Source organism: Myroides marinus, assembly GCF_900109075.1.
In the GTDB taxonomy this organism is placed as follows: domain Bacteria; phylum Bacteroidota; class Bacteroidia; order Flavobacteriales; family Flavobacteriaceae; genus Flavobacterium; species Flavobacterium marinum_A.
Genome location: NZ_FNYS01000003.1, coordinates 1 through 18,253 on the forward strand (window position 1 = coordinate 1; position 18,253 = coordinate 18,253).

21 protein-coding genes and 1 pseudogene are annotated in these 18,253 nt (G+C 31.6%); 17 read left to right on the forward strand and 5 right to left on the reverse strand.

Annotation, left to right across the window (positions count from 1 at the left end):
• The 7 genes from BMX53_RS04525 to BMX53_RS04555 form a co-directional block, all read left to right on the forward strand.
• Positions 1-687 (forward strand): dTDP-glucose 4,6-dehydratase (locus BMX53_RS04525; RefSeq protein ID WP_074744808.1); only part of this gene is annotated, 687 nt, incomplete at its 5' end.
• A gap of 113 nt (positions 688-800) precedes the next feature.
• Complete coding sequence (gene rfbA, locus BMX53_RS04530; protein WP_038987387.1) at positions 801-1,670, forward strand: glucose-1-phosphate thymidylyltransferase RfbA; 870 nt, start codon at positions 801-803, stop codon at positions 1,668-1,670.
• Positions 1,670-2,743 (forward strand): DegT/DnrJ/EryC1/StrS family aminotransferase, encoded by a 1,074-nt coding sequence (locus BMX53_RS04535; RefSeq protein WP_074744810.1) that lies wholly within the window; start codon positions 1,670-1,672, stop codon positions 2,741-2,743. Before rfbA ends, BMX53_RS04535 begins: the two co-directional genes overlap by 1 nt.
• Positions 2,744-2,756: 13 nt before the next feature.
• On the forward strand, positions 2,757-3,461 hold the full coding sequence (locus tag BMX53_RS04540) for a WbqC family protein (RefSeq protein WP_074744812.1): 705 nt from the start codon (positions 2,757-2,759) through the stop codon (positions 3,459-3,461).
• Entirely contained in the window at positions 3,458-4,408 is a 951-nt protein-coding gene (locus tag BMX53_RS04545) for an aspartate aminotransferase family protein (protein WP_074744814.1), read from the forward strand. The genes BMX53_RS04540 and BMX53_RS04545 overlap by 4 nt, the downstream gene beginning before the upstream one ends.
• A complete protein-coding gene (locus BMX53_RS04550) occupies positions 4,408-4,968 on the forward strand; it encodes a GNAT family N-acetyltransferase (RefSeq protein ID WP_038987391.1) in 561 nt (186 codons plus the stop codon). The genes BMX53_RS04545 and BMX53_RS04550 overlap by 1 nt, the downstream gene beginning before the upstream one ends.
• Before the next feature lie 9 nt (positions 4,969-4,977).
• Positions 4,978-5,955, forward strand: a complete 978-nt coding sequence (locus BMX53_RS04555; protein ID WP_063175829.1) for a glycosyltransferase — start codon at positions 4,978-4,980, stop codon at positions 5,953-5,955.
• 100 nt (positions 5,956-6,055) lie between these two features.
• Here the strand turns inward: BMX53_RS04555 and BMX53_RS04560 are convergent, their stop codons facing one another.
• Positions 6,056-6,805: a metallophosphoesterase gene (locus BMX53_RS04560; protein WP_074744816.1), complete on the reverse strand. Its 750-nt coding sequence runs from the start codon at positions 6,803-6,805 to the stop codon at positions 6,056-6,058.
• 84 nt (positions 6,806-6,889) lie between these two features.
• Between BMX53_RS04560 and BMX53_RS04565 the strand changes: the two genes are divergently transcribed.
• The 4 genes from BMX53_RS04565 (at position 6,890) to BMX53_RS04580 (ending at position 10,453) form a co-directional block, all read left to right on the forward strand.
• Positions 6,890-7,501 carry a rhomboid family intramembrane serine protease gene (locus BMX53_RS04565; RefSeq protein WP_074744818.1) on the forward strand — a complete coding sequence of 204 codons (612 nt, stop codon included), beginning with the start codon at positions 6,890-6,892 and terminating at the stop codon, positions 7,499-7,501.
• Positions 7,502-7,633: 132 nt separating this feature from the next.
• The gene (locus tag BMX53_RS04570; protein WP_074744820.1) at positions 7,634-7,936 is read left to right on the forward strand and encodes a hypothetical protein; all 303 of its coding nucleotides are present in this window, start codon (positions 7,634-7,636) and stop codon (positions 7,934-7,936) included.
• A 349-nt stretch (positions 7,937-8,285) separates the two neighbouring features.
• Positions 8,286-9,827, forward strand: coding sequence for a SulP family inorganic anion transporter (locus BMX53_RS04575; RefSeq protein ID WP_038986718.1), 1,542 nt, complete (start codon positions 8,286-8,288; stop codon positions 9,825-9,827).
• A 2-nt stretch (positions 9,828-9,829) separates the two neighbouring features.
• Positions 9,830-10,453 carry a carbonic anhydrase gene (locus tag BMX53_RS04580; protein ID WP_038986719.1) on the forward strand — a complete coding sequence of 208 codons (624 nt, stop codon included), beginning with the start codon at positions 9,830-9,832 and terminating at the stop codon, positions 10,451-10,453.
• Between the two features lie 2 nt (positions 10,454-10,455).
• Here the strand turns inward: BMX53_RS04580 and BMX53_RS04585 are convergent, their stop codons facing one another.
• Both BMX53_RS04585 and BMX53_RS19070 read right to left on the reverse strand, forming a co-directional pair.
• Positions 10,456-10,797, reverse strand: coding sequence for a type II toxin-antitoxin system RelE/ParE family toxin (locus BMX53_RS04585; protein WP_244154465.1), 342 nt, complete (start codon positions 10,795-10,797; stop codon positions 10,456-10,458).
• A 46-nt stretch (positions 10,798-10,843) separates the two neighbouring features.
• Positions 10,844-11,002 carry a hypothetical protein gene (locus BMX53_RS19070; protein WP_167357238.1) on the reverse strand — a complete coding sequence of 53 codons (159 nt, stop codon included), beginning with the start codon at positions 11,000-11,002 and terminating at the stop codon, positions 10,844-10,846.
• A 443-nt stretch (positions 11,003-11,445) separates the two neighbouring features.
• Here BMX53_RS19070 and BMX53_RS04590 point away from each other — a divergent pair, with 443 nt between their 5' ends.
• From BMX53_RS04590 to BMX53_RS04615, 6 genes and pseudogenes are all read left to right on the forward strand, one after another.
• Positions 11,446-12,009: a GNAT family N-acetyltransferase gene (locus BMX53_RS04590; protein WP_074744822.1), complete on the forward strand. Its 564-nt coding sequence runs from the start codon at positions 11,446-11,448 to the stop codon at positions 12,007-12,009.
• 4 nt (positions 12,010-12,013) lie between these two features.
• A complete protein-coding gene (locus BMX53_RS04595; RefSeq protein WP_074744824.1) occupies positions 12,014-12,868 on the forward strand; it encodes a GNAT family N-acetyltransferase in 855 nt (284 codons plus the stop codon).
• An 18-nt stretch (positions 12,869-12,886) separates the two neighbouring features.
• Positions 12,887-13,922 (forward strand): annotated as a pseudogene (locus BMX53_RS04600) (S66 family peptidase).
• A 39-nt stretch (positions 13,923-13,961) separates the two neighbouring features.
• Positions 13,962-14,687, forward strand: a complete 726-nt coding sequence (locus BMX53_RS04605) for a class I SAM-dependent methyltransferase (RefSeq protein WP_074744826.1) — start codon at positions 13,962-13,964, stop codon at positions 14,685-14,687.
• 14 nt (positions 14,688-14,701) lie between these two features.
• Positions 14,702-15,100, forward strand: a complete 399-nt coding sequence (locus tag BMX53_RS04610; RefSeq protein WP_074744828.1) for a cytidine deaminase family protein — start codon at positions 14,702-14,704, stop codon at positions 15,098-15,100.
• 139 nt (positions 15,101-15,239) lie between these two features.
• Positions 15,240-15,950: a hypothetical protein gene (locus BMX53_RS04615; protein ID WP_074744830.1), complete on the forward strand. Its 711-nt coding sequence runs from the start codon at positions 15,240-15,242 to the stop codon at positions 15,948-15,950.
• A 16-nt stretch (positions 15,951-15,966) separates the two neighbouring features.
• Here the strand turns inward: BMX53_RS04615 and BMX53_RS04620 are convergent, their stop codons facing one another.
• Both BMX53_RS04620 and BMX53_RS04625 read right to left on the reverse strand, forming a co-directional pair.
• Complete coding sequence (locus tag BMX53_RS04620) at positions 15,967-16,557, reverse strand: hypothetical protein (protein WP_074744832.1); 591 nt, start codon at positions 16,555-16,557, stop codon at positions 15,967-15,969.
• A 596-nt stretch (positions 16,558-17,153) separates the two neighbouring features.
• Positions 17,154-18,167 (reverse strand): hypothetical protein, encoded by a 1,014-nt coding sequence (locus BMX53_RS04625; RefSeq protein WP_038987970.1) that lies wholly within the window; start codon positions 18,165-18,167, stop codon positions 17,154-17,156.
• Positions 18,168-18,253: the final 86 nt, after the last annotated feature.

The window sequence follows — 18,253 nt, forward strand, 5'->3', positions numbered from 1 at the left end:
TGGGAAGGAAAGCGTTTCTACCATGTAAGTACTGATGAAGTATATGGAAGTTTAGGAGAAACAGGTTTTTTCTATGAAACAACAGCTTATGATCCTAATTCACCTTATTCAGCTTCTAAGGCAAGCTCAGATCATTTCGTACGTGCGTATGGAGAGACTTACGGTATGCCTTATGTAGTGAGTAACTGTTCTAATAATTATGGACCTAATCACTTCCCTGAGAAGTTAATTCCACTGTGTATTCACAATATTATCAATAAAAGACCACTACCTATTTATGGGAATGGAAAATATACGCGTGATTGGTTATATGTTATTGATCATGCTAGAGCAATTGATGATGTATTCCACAAGGGTGGAAGTGGAGAGACATACAATATTGGAGGATTTAACGAATGGCAGAATATAGACCTAGTTAGAGAGTTGTGTAAACAAATGGATGCTGTCTTAGGTCGTTCAGAAGGTGAAAGTGAACAGTTAATTACGTTTGTAAAAGATAGGCCAGGACATGATTTGCGTTATGCTATCGATGCTACTAAGATTAATAAGGAATTAGGATGGTCACCATCTGTTACATTCCCAGAAGGATTAGCTAAGACTATTGAATGGTATATGAATAATCAAGATTGGCTAGATAATGTAACAAGTGGAGCATACGCTGATTATTATAATGAACAATATAAATAGGTTTATAGTTTACTGTTAGCGGTTTACAGAAAATGTAGGACGTTGATAGTTTTCGTTAGATGAAATGTAGAGACGCAATACTTTGCGCATACCCAAAAGCACAAAAAGAAGAAATGAAAGGAATAATACTAGCAGGAGGATCAGGAACACGATTACACCCTTTGACATTAGCAGTAAGTAAGCAATTGTTACCTATATATGATAAACCGATGATTTATTATCCTCTATCGGTATTGATGTTGGCAGGGATACGCGAGATATTAGTTATTTCTACACCACATGATTTACCAAACTTTAAGAAGTTATTTGGTGATGGAAGCCAGTTTGGTATTCAATTGAGTTATGCTGAACAACCAAGTCCTGATGGATTGGCACAAGCTTTTATTATTGGAGATAAATTTATTGGAGATGATGATGTATGTTTAGTATTAGGAGATAATATATTTTATGGTGCAGGAATGCAGAAGTTGTTAAAAGCATCTATAGAAACTGTGAAAAATGAGAAAAAGGCGGTAGTATTTGGGTATTTTGTAAATGATCCAGAGCGTTATGGTGTAGCAGAGTTCGATGTGGAAGGAAATGTGTTAAGTATCGAAGAGAAACCTGTTATGCCAAAATCTAATTATGCAGTAGTAGGCTTATATTTTTATCCTAATTCTGTTGTGAAAATAGCTAAGGAAGTAAAACCATCCCATCGTGGAGAGTTAGAGATAACTTCTGTAAATCAAACTTATTTAGTAGAAGATCAGCTGAAATTACAGACTATGAGCCGTGGTTTTGCTTGGTTAGATACAGGTACACATGAGTCATTAACAGAAGCTACTGAATTTGTGAAGGCAGTTGAAAAGAGAACTTCACTAAAGATTGCTTGTTTAGAAGAAATAGCTTTGACTTATCAATGGATATCAAAGGAACAAGTTGTAAAGAATATTGAGGGCCTTAAGGGTGATTATTACGATTATATTAAAAAAAGATTTATATAATGATTCCAGTTGTAAAACCTTTTCTTCCTCCATTTGAAGAATATAAATTGTTGTTAGAAGGAATATGGGAACGTTGCTGGCTAACTAATATGGGGCCATTAGCAACAGAATTAGAAAACAAATTGCAAAAAACATTAAATGTTAGTAATTTACTATTTGTAACTAATGGGACTGTTGCTTTACAGATGGCCATTAAAGCCTTAGAATTAAAAGGCGAAATTATAACAACTCCTTTTTCATTTGTTGCAACAACAAGCACAATTGTATGGGAGGGGTGTACGCCTGTTTTTGTAGATATAGATAGAGAGAGTTTAACAATCGACCCTACTCAAATAGAGGCAGCTATTACTAAAGATACAGTTGCAATCTTAGCTACACATGTATATGGTAATCCATGTGATATTGAAGCGATTGATATAATTGCTAAAAAACATAATCTAAAGGTGATATATGATGGAGCCCACGCATTTGGAGTAGAATACAAGGGAGTATCTATTTTTGAATATGGTGATATATCTACTTGTTCTTTACATGCTACAAAGTTATATCATAGCACAGAAGGAGGATTTGTTGTAACCAAAGACAAAGATTTAAATATTAAATTACAGCGTATCCGTAATTTTGGAATATCTGGATTTGATACTTTTTCTGATTTAGGTTTGAATGGAAAGAATTCAGAGGTGCATGCTGCTATGGGAATAGTTAATCTCAAATATATTGAGAATATTCATAGTAAACGTAAGTTATTGTATGAGACTTATACAGAAGGTTTAAGAGGATTTGCTGCTGTACAACCTATATGGAGAGAAGGAGCAACAATGAATTATCCTTATTATCCTTTAGTTTTAGAAAGTGAAGAATTACTTTTATGCGTACGGGAAGCTTTGTTACAAGAAGATATTCATCTACGTCGTTATTTTTATCCATCACTTGCTTCTTCTTTACCTTATTTACCTGAACAGTTACTGGAGGTAACTGAAGATATAGCAAAACGAGCAATTTGTTTGCCATTTTATTACGACTTGGAAGTAAAAGACGTTAAGCGTATTTGTGAAATTATGTGTGGAATGTAATTAAAGATGTAAGATGAAGATAGCTATTATGCAACCTTATTTTTTGCCTTATATTGGTTATTTTCAATTAATAAAGGCTGTAGATAAGTTTGTTTTTTATGATGATGTAAATTATATAAAACAAGGGTGGATAAATCGTAACAATATATTACTACAAGGTAAAGCATCTTTGTTTACGATTCCTTTAGAAAAAGCAAGTTCTTTTACTAAGATTAATAATGTTAAGTTACATCCTATATTATTTGATAATTGGAAGGTTAAGTTCTTGCGTTCAATAGAACAGAATTATAGAAAAGCACCTTATTTTAGTGATGTCTATCAGTTGATTTGTAGTATTTTAGAGGTTAATAGTGATAGGATAGGTGTGTTAGCAAAAGATAGTGTCATTACAGTATCTAAGTATCTACAACTAGAAACGGAATTTGTTTATTCATCAGATTTCTACATGAATAATGAATTATCAGGTAAGTTTAGAGTTATTTCTATATGTGCTAAAGAAAATGCATTAGTATATATAAACCCTATAGGAGGGCAAGAATTGTATAATAAGGAAGATTTTTTATCTCAAGGTTTAGATTTATACTTTATTCAAAGCAAGAAACAGATATACCAACAATTTAAAGAAGAGTTTGTTCCTTGGTTATCTATTATAGATATTTTGATGTTTAATAGTGTTGAAGAGATTCAATTAATGTTAGATGAATATAATTTAATATGAGAAAAGCTTTAGGAGGATATTTAGAGTTAGACCTTATTTCTAGACAACAGATTCATGATAGTGCTATAGCTGTTAATACAGGGAGAAATGGTTTACGTTATATATTATGTACAAATAGATATAGAAAAGTGTTTTTGCCATATTTTACTTGTGATGTAGTACTTAATACCATAAAAGAAGAAGGGATAGAGTATGAATTTTATCATATAGACACTCTTTTAGAACCTATATTTCAATGGGAAGTATTGAAAAGTGATGAAGCATTTCTTTATACAAATTATTTTGGTTTGAAGGATGGTTTTATATCTAAGTTAGTTAATGTAATTGAAAATTGTATTATAGATAATGCACAGGCATTTTATGCACAAGCAATTAAAGGAGTAGATAGTTTCTATTCTCCTCGAAAATTCTTAGGGGTTCCAGATGGTGGATATGTATATTGTAAAGAATACTTAGATATTGATAAAGTAGATGTGTCTTATAATAGAGTATCTCATCTATTAAAACGTCTAGAGATTGATGCTGAAGAGGGATATACTGACTTTACAGAAAATGAAGAACTTTTAGCGAGGTTACCTTTAGAAAAGATGTCTGTATTAACTTGTTCATTAATTAAAAATGCAGATCATGAATACATTAAAGAAAAGAGAAGAGCAAATTATAGGTATTTGTATGAATACTTTAAGGATATCAATAAGATTTGTTTGCCTTTAGAAGAGAGTATTGTTCCTTTAGTTTTTCCTTTGTGGATTGATAAAGATATTAGAGGTGTATTGCATAAAAACCGTTGTTATACAGCTACATATTGGCCTAATGTTTTAGAATGGACAGACGAGTATTCTTTAGAAGAAAAATTGGTTAAGGAAGTAGTTTATTTACCAATTGATCAAAGAATATGTTTTGAGGACTTGAATGAAATTATTAATATAATTAAAAGTATAAAGTAATGAATGTTAGAGGGAAAAAAGTGCTATTGAGAGCAATAGAAGAAAAAGATTTAGAGTTATTGCATAAATGGGCAAATGATCCAGAAATTAATTATATGTTGGGAGGCTGGCATTTTCCTACAAGTATAAAAGATCAAAATAAGTGGTTTGAAAGTTTAAATGTTTCAAGTTTGAACCAGAGGTTTGCTATAGAAACAGAGGAATTAGGATTAATAGGTACAATAAATATTGTGGATATTAATTGGAAAGATCGTCGTGCTTTTACAGGAATGCTATTGGGAGATAAAGAAATGAGAGGAAAAGGATATGGAGTAGATGCTATAATGGCTATGAATCGCTATGCTTTTGAAGAATTAGGATTACAAAGACTTGATGGAACAATGATTGCTTATAACGAAGCTTCTATTAATGTGTATACAAAAAAATGTGGATGGGTCATTGAAGGAGTAAAGAAAATGGCATATTTTAGAAAAAATGCGTGGTGGGATGAAGTAGTAGTTGGTATTACTCTAGATGATTATAGTAAGTTAATAGTAGATTGTGATTATTGGAATAAATAGTATTAGGCAATGGGATATGTAATTATTGATGAAACAGTTAAAAAACCACTTGTTTCTGTTGCTATGCTAACGTATGGGCATATTGATTATATTAAGCAAGCTATTGAAAGTGTGTTGATGCAGGAAACAAATTTTCCAATACAATTAGTTATTGCGGAAGATTGTTCTCCTGATAATACTAGAGAAATAGTTAAACAGTATCAGGAAAAGTATCCTCATATCATAAAATTGATACTACAAGATGTTAATGTAGGAGCAATTATAAATAATCAGATTCTTTTAGAGAACTTAGATGGCCACTACATAGCTCCTTTGGAAGGAGATGATTATTGGTCAGATAGTAAAAAACTTCAACAACAAGTTGACTTTTTAGAACAAAATTCCGAGTATAATTTGGTCTATACAGATGCTCAATATTTTACTCAAAAAACACAGAAACTTGACCTTCAACGTACACAGCAAATCAGTGGATTTGATGATTTATTGGTAAAAAATAGGATATTTACATTAACAACATGTTTTAGAAGAGAAGTTTTAGATTCTTATTTCAAAGAAGATTATCAGAATTTAAAAACATTGCCATTTGGAGATTATTCATTGTGGCTTTATGCTACGACTCAAGGTAAAGCTAAGTATTTACCTATAGTATCTTCAGTTTATCGAATACTTGAGGAATCAGCTAGTCATTCTAAAGACATCAATAAAATAGTTGCTTTTGAAGAGGCTGTCAGTGAATGTAGAATGTATTACCTAAATAAATATTATACAGGTGATAAGGAAGCGTTGAAAAATAAGTTACTGGGCTCTAAAACTTTGTCAATAATAAGGTTAGCACTAAGAAATGAAAATGAAGAGGTTTTTAATAAATATAAAGATGATTTAAAATATATTGCTAATTATAAGTATAAATACTACCTTATTTATTCACTAGGTAAAATTAACTTTAAGATATTTATAAAACTCTATAAAACTTTTAGTAAAAGATAAAGTGGTTAAACTTGTAAGTACCAGTCATTAAGTAATCTTAAACTTAACTATTATTAGAAATATAAAAAAGCGATTAACCCATATGGGATTAATCGCTTTTTTATATTTCTATGATTAACTCCTTATTAAATCCATTATCTCTATCATCTATATACCCATGTGGATTACAGATTACTTTTGTCTGCCCAATATTATACTGAATAGGAGAGTGTATATGTCCATGAATCCAATACTGAGGTTGATGAGTCATAATAAAGCTTTCCAAGTTTGATGTATAAGCAGCAGTAACAGGATCATTCTGATATTGCTCAGGAACTGATAATAAACTTGGTGCGTGGTGAGTTATAACAATGTTTTTCTCTACTATAGATTCTCTGAGACTTTGTTCTAACCATCTCATTGATTTTTGGTGTATCTGATACACATCTATGCTACGTAACTTAGAATAAGAAGGGTCTCTTTTAATACGTTTATAATCGTTCATTTTTTCTTGGCAAAGCATACCATATTCTATGGGATTACCAAAAATAGAAAAGTCAGTCCATAAGGTACTTCCATGAAAGCGAATGTTACCAATATCAACAAAGCTATCTTCTAATACATGTATATTGCTACCTTTAGCTGCATCTTGTATTTTATACAAGGTTTTAGGATAACTTCCTTTATAGTATTCATGATTTCCTAAAAGGTATATTACTTCTTTAGTAGGAATATATTTTTTGATCCATTCAATACCCTTGGTGCCAATATGAGTATCACCAGCTAATATAATAAGGTCAGCTTGAACAAACTTTAGAGAACTGCTGTATCCGAACTCTAAATGAAGATCACTAAGAATTTGGACTTTCATATATTTTGTTTTAACAAAAATAAGAATTAGTAGGAGAGTTTACAGTATAATATTATCTTTAATAGATTGATAAAGCAAAGTGTAATGCGCAAAGATGAGTTGAAACTAAAAAAAGAAGACTTCTATCCGCCATTAGGTTTAGTGGCAGTGATGTGGTTTATATTCGGATTACAATACCTTGGTCTATTTGAGCATTGTTATGGTGTGATACCCTGGCGTATCGAGGGAATTAAAGGGATATTCTTGAGTCCTTTGTTCCATGGTAGCTTAGATCATATTATGAGTAATACACTTCCTTTATTTGTCTTATCAGTCATCTTATTTCTGTTTTATAAAAGACAAGCTTATACAGTTCTAATCTTTGGATGGATATTGTCAGGTGTTATTTTATGGTTATTTCCAGATATTGGCTATTTTCAGACTTCATTAAATAGTTGTCATATAGGAGCAAGTGGTCTAATTTATATGTTAGCTTTCTTTCTATTCTTTAGCGGAATATTCTTGCGTCAAGTAGTACTTATTCTGGTGTCTATTATTATTGCTATTCTTTATGGAAGTTTAGTTTATGGTGTGTTTCCTCATCTTGTCGCAGATGGTGTATCTTGGCAAGGGCACTTAATTGGAGCTGTTGTGGGCTTATTGTTTGCCTATCAATTAAATAGAAAGAAAAGAATAGTAAGAAGAAGTAGAAGGTAATTTGTTTGTTGTGAAGAGAGATAGTGGTAAATGTGATGTTTAGTGAGTTTTATTAGAAGTAAAACTACTTTTTTATAGTAAAATTAACAAGTTGGATAGTGTCATATTTCAGAAAAAAAATATTTTTGTGGTATGAAATATGTATCACTAATAGTATTATTGTTCTTCGTGAATTTCCTTGCTACGCCGACTATTGCGGTGTTGGCTGGTATTGACTTGGAGATACCTTCTGTGACTATTTCTGAAGAAAATAAAAAACCAATCACCAATGCAGAAGAAGAGCATAATGGACACGCATGGGATCTATCAGCTTTTCATAATCTTACTCTTTTAGATGCAGGTGAAAGATTGGAAACTAACTTCTCTCAATTAAAACTCGTGTACGAATCACAAGAGTTTGATATCTTATTACCCCCTCCTGAACATTTAGCTTAATTATCTATTAAGTAGATATTACAAAAGACATTTATAGGTGCCTTATATTTTGATATAAGAGAATGATTATGCAGTATAATTCATACTGTTAGAACAGTGCTATGTTTATAATTGTATCTATTAAATGTCTAATGTAACAAACAGAAGTCTCTATTGCAAAAGTGTTAATTGTCAGCAATAAGAGATACTTCAGTTTTATTAACTCAATCCCAGTTTTTAGCGAATTAAGCATTTTGTTATGCTTGTTATCATTTGATTTTTTGTACTTCATAAATCAAAAGGATTCCTATTGCTTTTATCGAAGTGATTTTAGCTACTACTGGAATGAAAAATTAAGCGTAAACAGAAAATGATAAATAATATGAGTTTTGCAGCACTTAAAAAAAGTGTTGCACCAGGCCTTGTGGTCTTTTTAGTCGCACTTCCTTTGTGTTTAGGAATTGCGTTAGCTTCTGGAGCTCCGCCTATTGCAGGAATTATATCAGGAGTTATAGGAGGAATTGTAGTGGGAGTTTTAAGTAATTCTAATGTTAGTGTGAGCGGTCCGGCAGCAGGATTAGCAGCTATTATATTAGGAGCTATTACAGAGTTAGGATCGTTTCAATTATTCTTAGCTGCAGGAGTTATTGCAGGAGTTATCCAAATAGTCTTAGGACTTTTAAAATCAGGAACTATAGCTAACTATTTTCCTTCAAGTGTTATAGAAGGAATGTTGGCAGGTATTGGATTAGTGATTTTAATTAAACAGATTCCTTTAGTATTTGGTGTTGATTCAGTAGGAGACATCACTTCATTTGCTTCAGTGCAAATGGGGACTGTAATTATAACAGTAGTGTCTTTAGCTATCTTGTTGCTTTGGAATAAGATGAAGTGGACTAAAAAAGTGTCTTTTCTTCCTGCAGCCTTGATAGTGGTAGTGGTGGGAATATTACTTAACCAATTTTGGATTGCTACAGAGAGTTCTTTAGCAATCGAATCATCAAGATTAGTATCTATTCCTGCATTTGACAGTTTATCAGATATTACCTCAATATTTGTTTTCCCAGATTGGGCTGGTTTTACTAATCCTGCCGTATGGGTAATAGGAGGTACTATTGCTATTGTAGCCTCTATTGAAACATTATTGTGTATCGAAGCTACGGATAGATTAGATCCGTTAAAACGCCATACAGATACCAATAGAGAGTTAAAAGTACAAGGATTAGGAAATATACTGAGTTCTTTATTAGGGGGATTACCTATGACTTCTGTAGTAGTGCGTTCGTCTGCGAATGTTAATGCAGGAGGACTGTATAAAGCATCAGCAGTAATACACGGTATATTCTTACTTGTAGCTGTAGTGTCATTGCCATTAGTGTTAAACATGATTCCTCTTGCCTCATTAGCAGCAGTATTAATATTAGTGGGATACAACTTAGCCAAACCAGCTGTAGTAATGCACTTTTGGCATAAAGGTTACACACAGTTTATCCCTTTTATAATCACATTTATTATGGTAGTAGCTACCGATTTATTAGTCGGAGTTCTTATAGGTATGGGAGTTAGTGTACTATTCCTACTTATAGGTAATGTCCGCAAAGCATTCTCTATGAATCGCTCTATTAAGGAAGAACAATTAGTTTATACGTTGACATTAGCAGAAGAAGTATCATTCTTAAATAAAACTGCGATAAAGAATAGATTGTATCAGTTGCCAGATAACTGTCACTTATCTATAGATGCTAAGCGTATGGGGTATATCCATATTGATGTATTAGAATTGATAGAGAATTTTATCAATGAGAAAGCAAAAGAAAAAAACATACTAATTACAACAACAGGTTTCCACAAAGAAATAAAAGTATCAGGAGACCAACAGAACATTATTTTATCACACAGAAAAACTATATAATTATGAATTCATTTACAAAAGAAATATTAGCAAACACAACACCAGCACAAAGTTTAGAGTTATTGTTAGAAGGGAACAACCGCTTTGTAAACAATTTAAAATTCAATAGAAACTTCTTACACCAATTACAAGAAACAAAAGATGGGCAACACCCTCATGCTGTTATTCTAAGTTGTATGGATAGTAGAGCTCCATTAGAGCACGTATTAGATCAAGGAATTGGAGATATCTTTAGTTTGAGAATTGCAGGAAATGTATTGACAGACGAGGTAATAGGAAGTATGGAATACGCATGTAATGTGGTTGGAAGTAAGCTGATTATGGTGTTAGGGCACAGTAGATGTGGTGCAGTAACAGGAGCGTGTAATCACACAACTTTAGGTAAGTTAGATACTATTTTAGAGCGCATACACCCTGTAGTAGATAAAGTAAAAGCTAAACACGCAGGAGAAGATATTTCTCCAAGTGAATTAGTAGAATTAGTAACTGTGGAGAACGTAAGAGCAATCGTTCAACAATTACAAAGTGTTAGTCCATCTTTAACAAAGCTGATTGCTGAGGAGAAGATTGGAGTAGTTGGAGCTTATTACGATGTAGTAAGTGGTAAAGTGGAGTTGATCTGCTAAGATTATTTGATTAGAGGAAGAAAGGGTGTCAGTATTGACACCCTTTTTTTATAAAGGATATTTATCGATATTTTGATAAGTGTTAAATACTGCTGCGATATATACGGTTTGTTTGTAAGGATTGATTCTAAAAAAAAAATGACATACGGAAATTTCTTAATCGAAATAACACGTATGTCATTATATCTTATTTGAAGGAAAGGATTAACCTTTAATACCTTTATTGTTTTATCAAATTGTCGTTTAAAAGATTCTAAAGCTTGTTTAGAGATAGAGTAGTAATACTCAAATATATCATCTAAGTCTTGTATAGTACTTGGAAGAATAACTATATTATAAGTCATACTTTTTATATAGCTGTTTTAAAGCATCGTTTAGAGGAACATAACTCTAAGTTGGTTCTGCAAGGCGTTGTTCTAAGATTCCTTGTTGCTCTAATGTAATTGTAAGATCATCTATCTGTTCACTATACTCAGCACCTATTATTTCAAGAAATTCTTGAAATACAGCTTGCTTGTTATTTGGTATTATAACGTGGTAGCTTATCACGGTGGTGTGTTTAAGTAATTGATTGTTAATTTTTTACTTTTACAAAGTTATTGTTTTTATTTTGGGTTTAAGTTATAAAAATGAACCTTTTTTGATAAAAGTTTATTAAATACAATATGTTGTATAAGTGCTTAGTATGTACTAAATCTATATAGTTTTGATTTCAATGAATCCGTTGTAATTCCGTTATGAGTCCGTAGTGAGTCCGTTAAAATGATAAAAACAACGGAGTGAGGACGGAATTATTAGGCAGTCATAGTTGATAGATGCATAGTAGGATTTTTACAGATCGATAGTAGTACTAAGGATAACCTTGTTGTTTTAAGCGTTAAATATGTTCATTCATGTCACTTTATCGTCGAAAATTAAAGACATTTTTATAATTTGCAAGTTACTAATTGTTTAAATAGAGATGATTAGTGACCTTATTAACTAAATTAAAAATGAGAGAATTTATATTTGATTGTGTTGATACAACACGTTTTGAACTGAGAATATTGGAATGTGAAACTTATCAAGAATTCCTTAAAATAGCTACAGATGAAGAAATGCTTTATTATATAGGAATACCTAGTACTGAAGTAGCTGAAGAAAAGAAAAAAGCTCAGTATGGGTTTCGTACATATAATAAATCATATTTGATGTTTTTGATTATAGATAGAGAAACATCAGAGATTTTAGGTTATTGTGGGTATCATACTTGGTATCTGGAGCATGATAGAGCAGAGATAGGGTATGGTCTTTATAGCGATAATTGGAAAGGAAAAGGAGTAATGACTGAGGTATTAAATACTGTTCTTCATTATGGTTTCACTGAAATGAACTTAAGACGTGTAGAAGCGTTTATTAGCCCTGATAATGTAGCATCATTAAGCACTGTTAAGAAGTTCGGATTTATAAAAGAAGGCCAGTTAAGAAGCCATTACGTGAAGGGAGATAATATAGAAGATTCGGTTGTGTATAGTCTTTTAATTAATGAGTATAATAGTATGAATTCAAATAAGTAATGAGATGAATGTAAGTATTAGTAATTTAAAACATATTACAATTGTAGAATTAGTAGAAGTATTTAATGATTCTTTTTCTGATTATATTCTTCCTTTTCATCTGACAGAGGAGAGCTTATCCTTTAAAATTAATAGTGAATTGATTGATCTCGAATTGTCTGTTGGAGCCTATGATGGAGCACGATTAGTTGGGTTTATGCTTACAGGGGTTAGAAGAGAAGGAGAAGAAGTCTACTATTATAATGCAGGTACAGGAGTAAGACCGTCTCATCGAGGCTTGAGATTGGTAGCGTTGATGTATGATTATGCTTTGCCAATTTGGGAAAAAGGAGGAAAAAAAGTAACGCTAACCTTAGAAGTAATTAAAGGTAATGATAAAGCTATTAAAGCTTATCAAGCGCAGGGCTATGAGATAAGTAGAGATTTATTGTGTTTCAAAGGAGATCCTAGAGAGGTTCATTACATCGATAATAATATAGTGATAAAGGATGTAGAAGAAGTGTGTTGGAATACAGTGACTCCTTTTTGGGATATACAACCTAGTTGGCAGAACTCTATAGCAGTGCTTAATCAAGCTAAAGAAGATGTACGATATAAATTAGCAGAGTATAATGGCGAAATAGTTGGTTATATTGCTTATCATAAGAGTAGTGGTAAAGTTTTTCAGATAGCAGTATCTAAGGCATACCGCCATAAGCGTATAGGCAGATTATTGATTAATGATGTAGTCAATATGTTAGAAAAACCATTATTAGTAACGAATGTGGATCATAGAGGAAGTGAAGTAGTAGATTTCTTAAATAAGATAGGATTAGAGATGTATATTACTCAACATGAAATGACGAAGAGAGTTAAATAAATTTAATACAACAATGGTATGCAGTTAGTAAAACCAAAAGGATTAAAACAAGGAGATACTGTAGCTACTATTTCTCTCTCTTGGGGAGGTGCTGGAGATTTACCTCATAGATATAAAGTAGGAAAGCATCAAATAGAAAGTGTTTTTGACCTTAATGTAGTAGAAACTACTAATGCATTAAGATCAGCTCAGTGGATATATGATAACCCTAAAGCGAGAGCTGAGGACTTAATGGAAGCGTTTAGAAATCCAGATATTAAAGCGATTATCAGTAATATAGGCGGAGAGGATAGTATTCGTTTATTAAAGTATATTGATTTTAATGTAATTCGTGATAATCCTAAAATTTTTATGGGGTTTTCTGATAGTACAGTTACTCATTTTATGTGCCTTAAAGCAGGGTTAAGTTCATTCTATGGAACATCAGTATTAGTCGGTTTTGCTGAGAATGGAGGAATGCACAAATATCAAGTAGAAGATATAAAACGTACTTTGTTTTGTAACAAGGCTATAGGTGAAATACATCCTAATAAAGAAGGATGGACAACTGAATATCTAGATTGGTTTGATATTTCATTACAACATACTAAGAGGAAATTGACGCCTAGTAATGGGTGGAGGTTCTTAAGAGGGGGAAAGTAAAGTTCAAGGCCCTTTAATAGGAGGGTGTTTAGAAGTACTAGATATGATAAAGGGTACAATAATATGGCCAGAGTTAGAAGTATGGAGAGGAGCAATATTGTTTTTAGAATCATCAGAGGAGAAGCCTGATCCGAAATATGTAAAGTATTGGTTAATGGGGTTTGCAGCTATGGGAATTCTAGATGTAATAAATGGAATAATAGTAGGTAGACCTTATGATAATGAATTCGTACAGGAATATGATGCTGTAATCTTACAGGTACTAAATGAAGAAGGATTGTATTCTCTACCAGTAATTACTCAAATGGACTTTGGGCATACTTGTCCTACTTTTACGTTGCCTTATGGTAGAATAGCAGAAATTGATTGTGAAAATAAGAGTTTTAGTATTTTAGAAAATGCTGTGGATTAATGATGTAATTAAATACAGAACTAATTTAGGTTAATTAAGATGAAAGATAAATTATATCACGATGAGAGTTTAGTTCAATTCTATGATTATGACAATGAGAGAACTAGTGATTATGATCAGTATTTAGCTATAGCAGATAAAGTAGAGCGTGTTTTGGACTTAGGATGTGGTACTGGAAGATTAGCAGTAGAATTAGCAAAACAAGGAAAGCAAGTTGTTGGAGTAGAGTTCGCATCTGCGATGCTTGATGTAGCAAAACTTAGAAGTTCATTAGTAGAATGGATACAAGGGGATGCAAGATCAATACGTTTAGATCAGAAGTTTGATTTAATTATTTTGTCAGGACATGTATTTCAGGTTTTTTTGACAAAAGAAGATCGATTAGCTGTTTTAGAAACAATAAAAGAGCATTTAAGTCCCAAAGGGAGATACATCTTCGATAGTAGAAACCCCTTGGCAAAAGATTGGTTAACTTGGACAAAAGAAGAATCAATACGAAGGTTTAGTCACCCTCTTTTTGGAGAAGTTACTGCGTGGAATACAATAGAAGGAGACGCAAAAGAACTTATATATTCTACTTTTTATATTGTAGAAAATACAAAGGATGAGTATAGTGCCAAATCAAAAATATCTTTTCCAACGGTGAATGAAATTGCAACGTTAGTGTCAGAAGTTGGATTAGGTATTGCGAATGTGTATGGAGATTGGCACTTTAATTTATACACAGAGTCTAGTGAAGAAATTATATGGTATGGTTATGCCTAATAAATTGATATAAAATGGAAAGTAAAAAGCTAAAAGAAATAGCTCAGTCATATGCTAAGCATAGAGAATTAAATGATTTTATTACTTATGGTAGTGTTGCTGCAGCTATAGAAACTATAGATGGTAATGTATATACAGGTGTAAGTATAGATACTGCCTGCTCGATGGGATTCTGCGCAGAACATGGAGCTGTATCAGAAATGCTAAAGCATGGTGAGAATAAAATAAGTAAAGTAGTGGCTGTAACAGAAGAAGGTAAGGCTGTCCCTCCATGTGGGAGATGCAGAGAATTAATGTCTCAATTATCACAAGAAAATGAGAATGCTATGGTAGAGGTGGAAGACAACTGTTTTGTTACTTTAGGATCACTGATGCCTTACGATTGGAAAAAAGGAATGAACAGAGAGTGGTAATTTAGATTACAGCATATATTAATCTGTTTTTTCGGTTTTAATTAACATCGGTTTGACATATTTTGTTCAAGTATGAAGTGAAGAAATATGTATCTTTCAATGCAGAATTAAATACTAAAAAAACACATTCTTTTAGACTATGGGATTGCATATAGGAGGACTAGTTATCGATAGAAACTTTCAATCAGATATCAAAGAGTTAGAACAGATATTGGGTAAGAGAATAGTTTTTGAACAAGAGACTACATTTAAGAAAGCTTCTGCTAATGATAAAGAAAAAGATTCTATTGATTTGTTTTTTTCTGATTCAGGAACATTGATACTAATGAATATAGAACAGGCTTCTACCTTATTTAAGGCAAAGGGTCAACAGGCTGTTTCTTTTGTAATTGATGAAGAGTCAATGACTTTTGGAGTTCATTATACGCGTAATGGTTTCTTAATAAGAAAGATAATTGAGGTTGAAGGTGAGGTTGTTGAGAGAAAAGGAGAACAATTAGAGTTTGAAGAATCAGAAGAGGATAAGATAGAACTGATTTATCATTTAATAGAGGAGGTATTAGATGAACACCTTTGGGATATTAAACCTGATACAGTATGTATGCGTTATCAATTAGAAGATATTGATAAAGAGTCTAAACAGGAGCAAGAGATAAGCATTCATCCTACAATTGAATTCGAAGATTTAGAAGAGTTTCCTACAGAAAAGACAACTCAACAAATTATTAATCATCAAGAGGAGATAACAAAGGTTAAAAGACCTAAGAAGTCAATACTTAAAAAGGTGATTAGAGGTTTAGGTCTAGAAGAAACAGACTTCAATATTATAAAAAAAAGAAAAGGGGAATAAATATTCCCCTTTTTCATTATATTTTTTTTTCCTCTGCAGGTTTGTTTTTATTGATTTCATCCTGAAGTTGACGTCTTATTTTTTGTTCGCGTTCTAAAGATGATTTTCTTAATTCATCAAGCTCTTCTTCAGTTTCAGTTAGCTTACTTTTAACTTCTTTGATATCCATGAAGCTCTTTTTAAATCTGTAGTATATAACTCCTAATAGAATTATAAGTACACCTATTATCGCCCATATAATCGTTAAGAATGTAGATTTTTCAGACGATAAACCTAATACTTCTATATTAGTTGTTTTAGTTAAAGATGTTTGTAAAGAATCTTGAGTAACTTTTAATTTAGCTGTTAATGCTTCTACAGAGTCCTTATGTTCTTGTGAAGCATCTTTATTATTTACTATAGTTAAGTGTAACTTAGTTAAAGAGTCATTTACGTTCTTTTGTAATTGTTGTAATTTATCTAGTTGAACAATTTTTGAGTTTTGCCAATTCGTTGATTCGTTTAGTAAAGTGTTGAATTGGCTGTCTATTGTATTTGTATTGTCCTGTGCGAAACCAGCAATATTAAATGCACATAAAACAATAGCCAATGTAAATCTTTTTTTCATCAATATTTTTTATTCCTGTATCCTTGTTTAGACACTTGTTGTTATATAATTCCGATCGTTAGTAAACATATATTAAGAATAAAAAGGAAGGTAGAATAGATAATACTAATTAGTTTGTCTTTAAAAAATGTATGAGAGTACATATAAAGACCAAAAATAACTATCTCCTTATTTGAAATCTTTCTGATTTTGTTTACAAGTGCAATATATAAAATGTTTATTATTATTTAAAATTGATTTAAAATTATTATAATTTTTAAGTGTTTATCAGTATAAGTGTTTGTTTGGTTCTTTTTTGTGACGTGATATCTGCTTTTTTTCTAATAATATGTAAAAAAATTATAAGAATGAAGCTTAGACATATATTTCAAAGTGGTAATAAAGGGATGTAAAACATTAAAAAATCCCATTAATCATATACTTAAATGCTAAGCTCAAGCTTATTTTAAGGCTTTGTGACTTTAAATATCTTGTTGAGTAATAACTAAGAGGTGTTAATATTTAATTGTAATAATAGGTATTTAGTACCATAATCTCATGGGTAGAAATAAAAAAACCGTTGATGACTCAACGGTTTAATATATTATTTTTTAATTCTATTTTATGTCTGTTACATAAGTACCGAAATCAATAAGCCCTTTAGTAAATGACTTATTAGTATAGTTGGCTTTGACAAATGTTACATTAATAAGTTTGATTTCATGAAGTAACTTAGGCTTAGAACCGTCAACAGGTTTTGTCTCTCTAGTTCTAATAACTATTTGTCCTTGTAGAGCTCCCCAATGTTCTAGTAGTCTATTTGGATTAGATGGACTTGAACCTGGTATATCGCCATCATTATTGCACACGTCTGTTAGTTTAATTCCTCCTCTTTGATACTGTTTTAATTGTACTAATCTATCTTTAGATAGTTCAATTACTTTATCAGTAGTAGTCGGAGCAGTAGGTAGATCCGCTTCTGTTAGATTTAAACTTAATGCCTCTTTATCTCTTAAAGTATACAATAGGTTATTGCAACTAAAATCGTTTAACCCTTGAGTATTGTTATTATTGAAGTTAAAGTCTAGTGCTCTAGTAATATAGTTAGTTGTTCCAAACAACATTTTATCATACTTGATGTTAGTTTGTCCTTCGCTAAAGTTTATGTTCTTTAATGAAAAGATATATTGGTATATTAAATTAACTGCATTAGATGTAGTCGAGGTTGCATTAGTTATTTGTAGATTATCTTCAATAACAACTGTTCCTCCTGGTGATGCAGGAATACTCTGTATAACAGAAGGTGAAGCTGGAGGAGGAAGATTACATATAGAGTTAGCAGCAACTTTAGCACTATATTTTCTATAGTCTAAACTAGTAGCTGTTCCATCAATATTAACTTCTTTAATACTATTAGTCTCATCCTTCATAATGTTTTCAGCATCTATAACTAAGATAAGAGCTTCATCATTTTGTAGTTTAAAATATATTTTATCAGCACCTAATGTAGTACATCTCTCTACAGCAGTTACTTTACTAAAATCAATGTCCTTATATACTAAATTACCATCATCACAAGAGGTAAGTAAAAACATGAAAGAAATACCAGTTAGGGTAAAAAACTTTTTCATCTGTGTGAATATATTATTTTCTACAGCAAAAATAGTTTTTTTCTTTACTATAAAACAGTTTGTACAGATATATTATGTTTTTTATA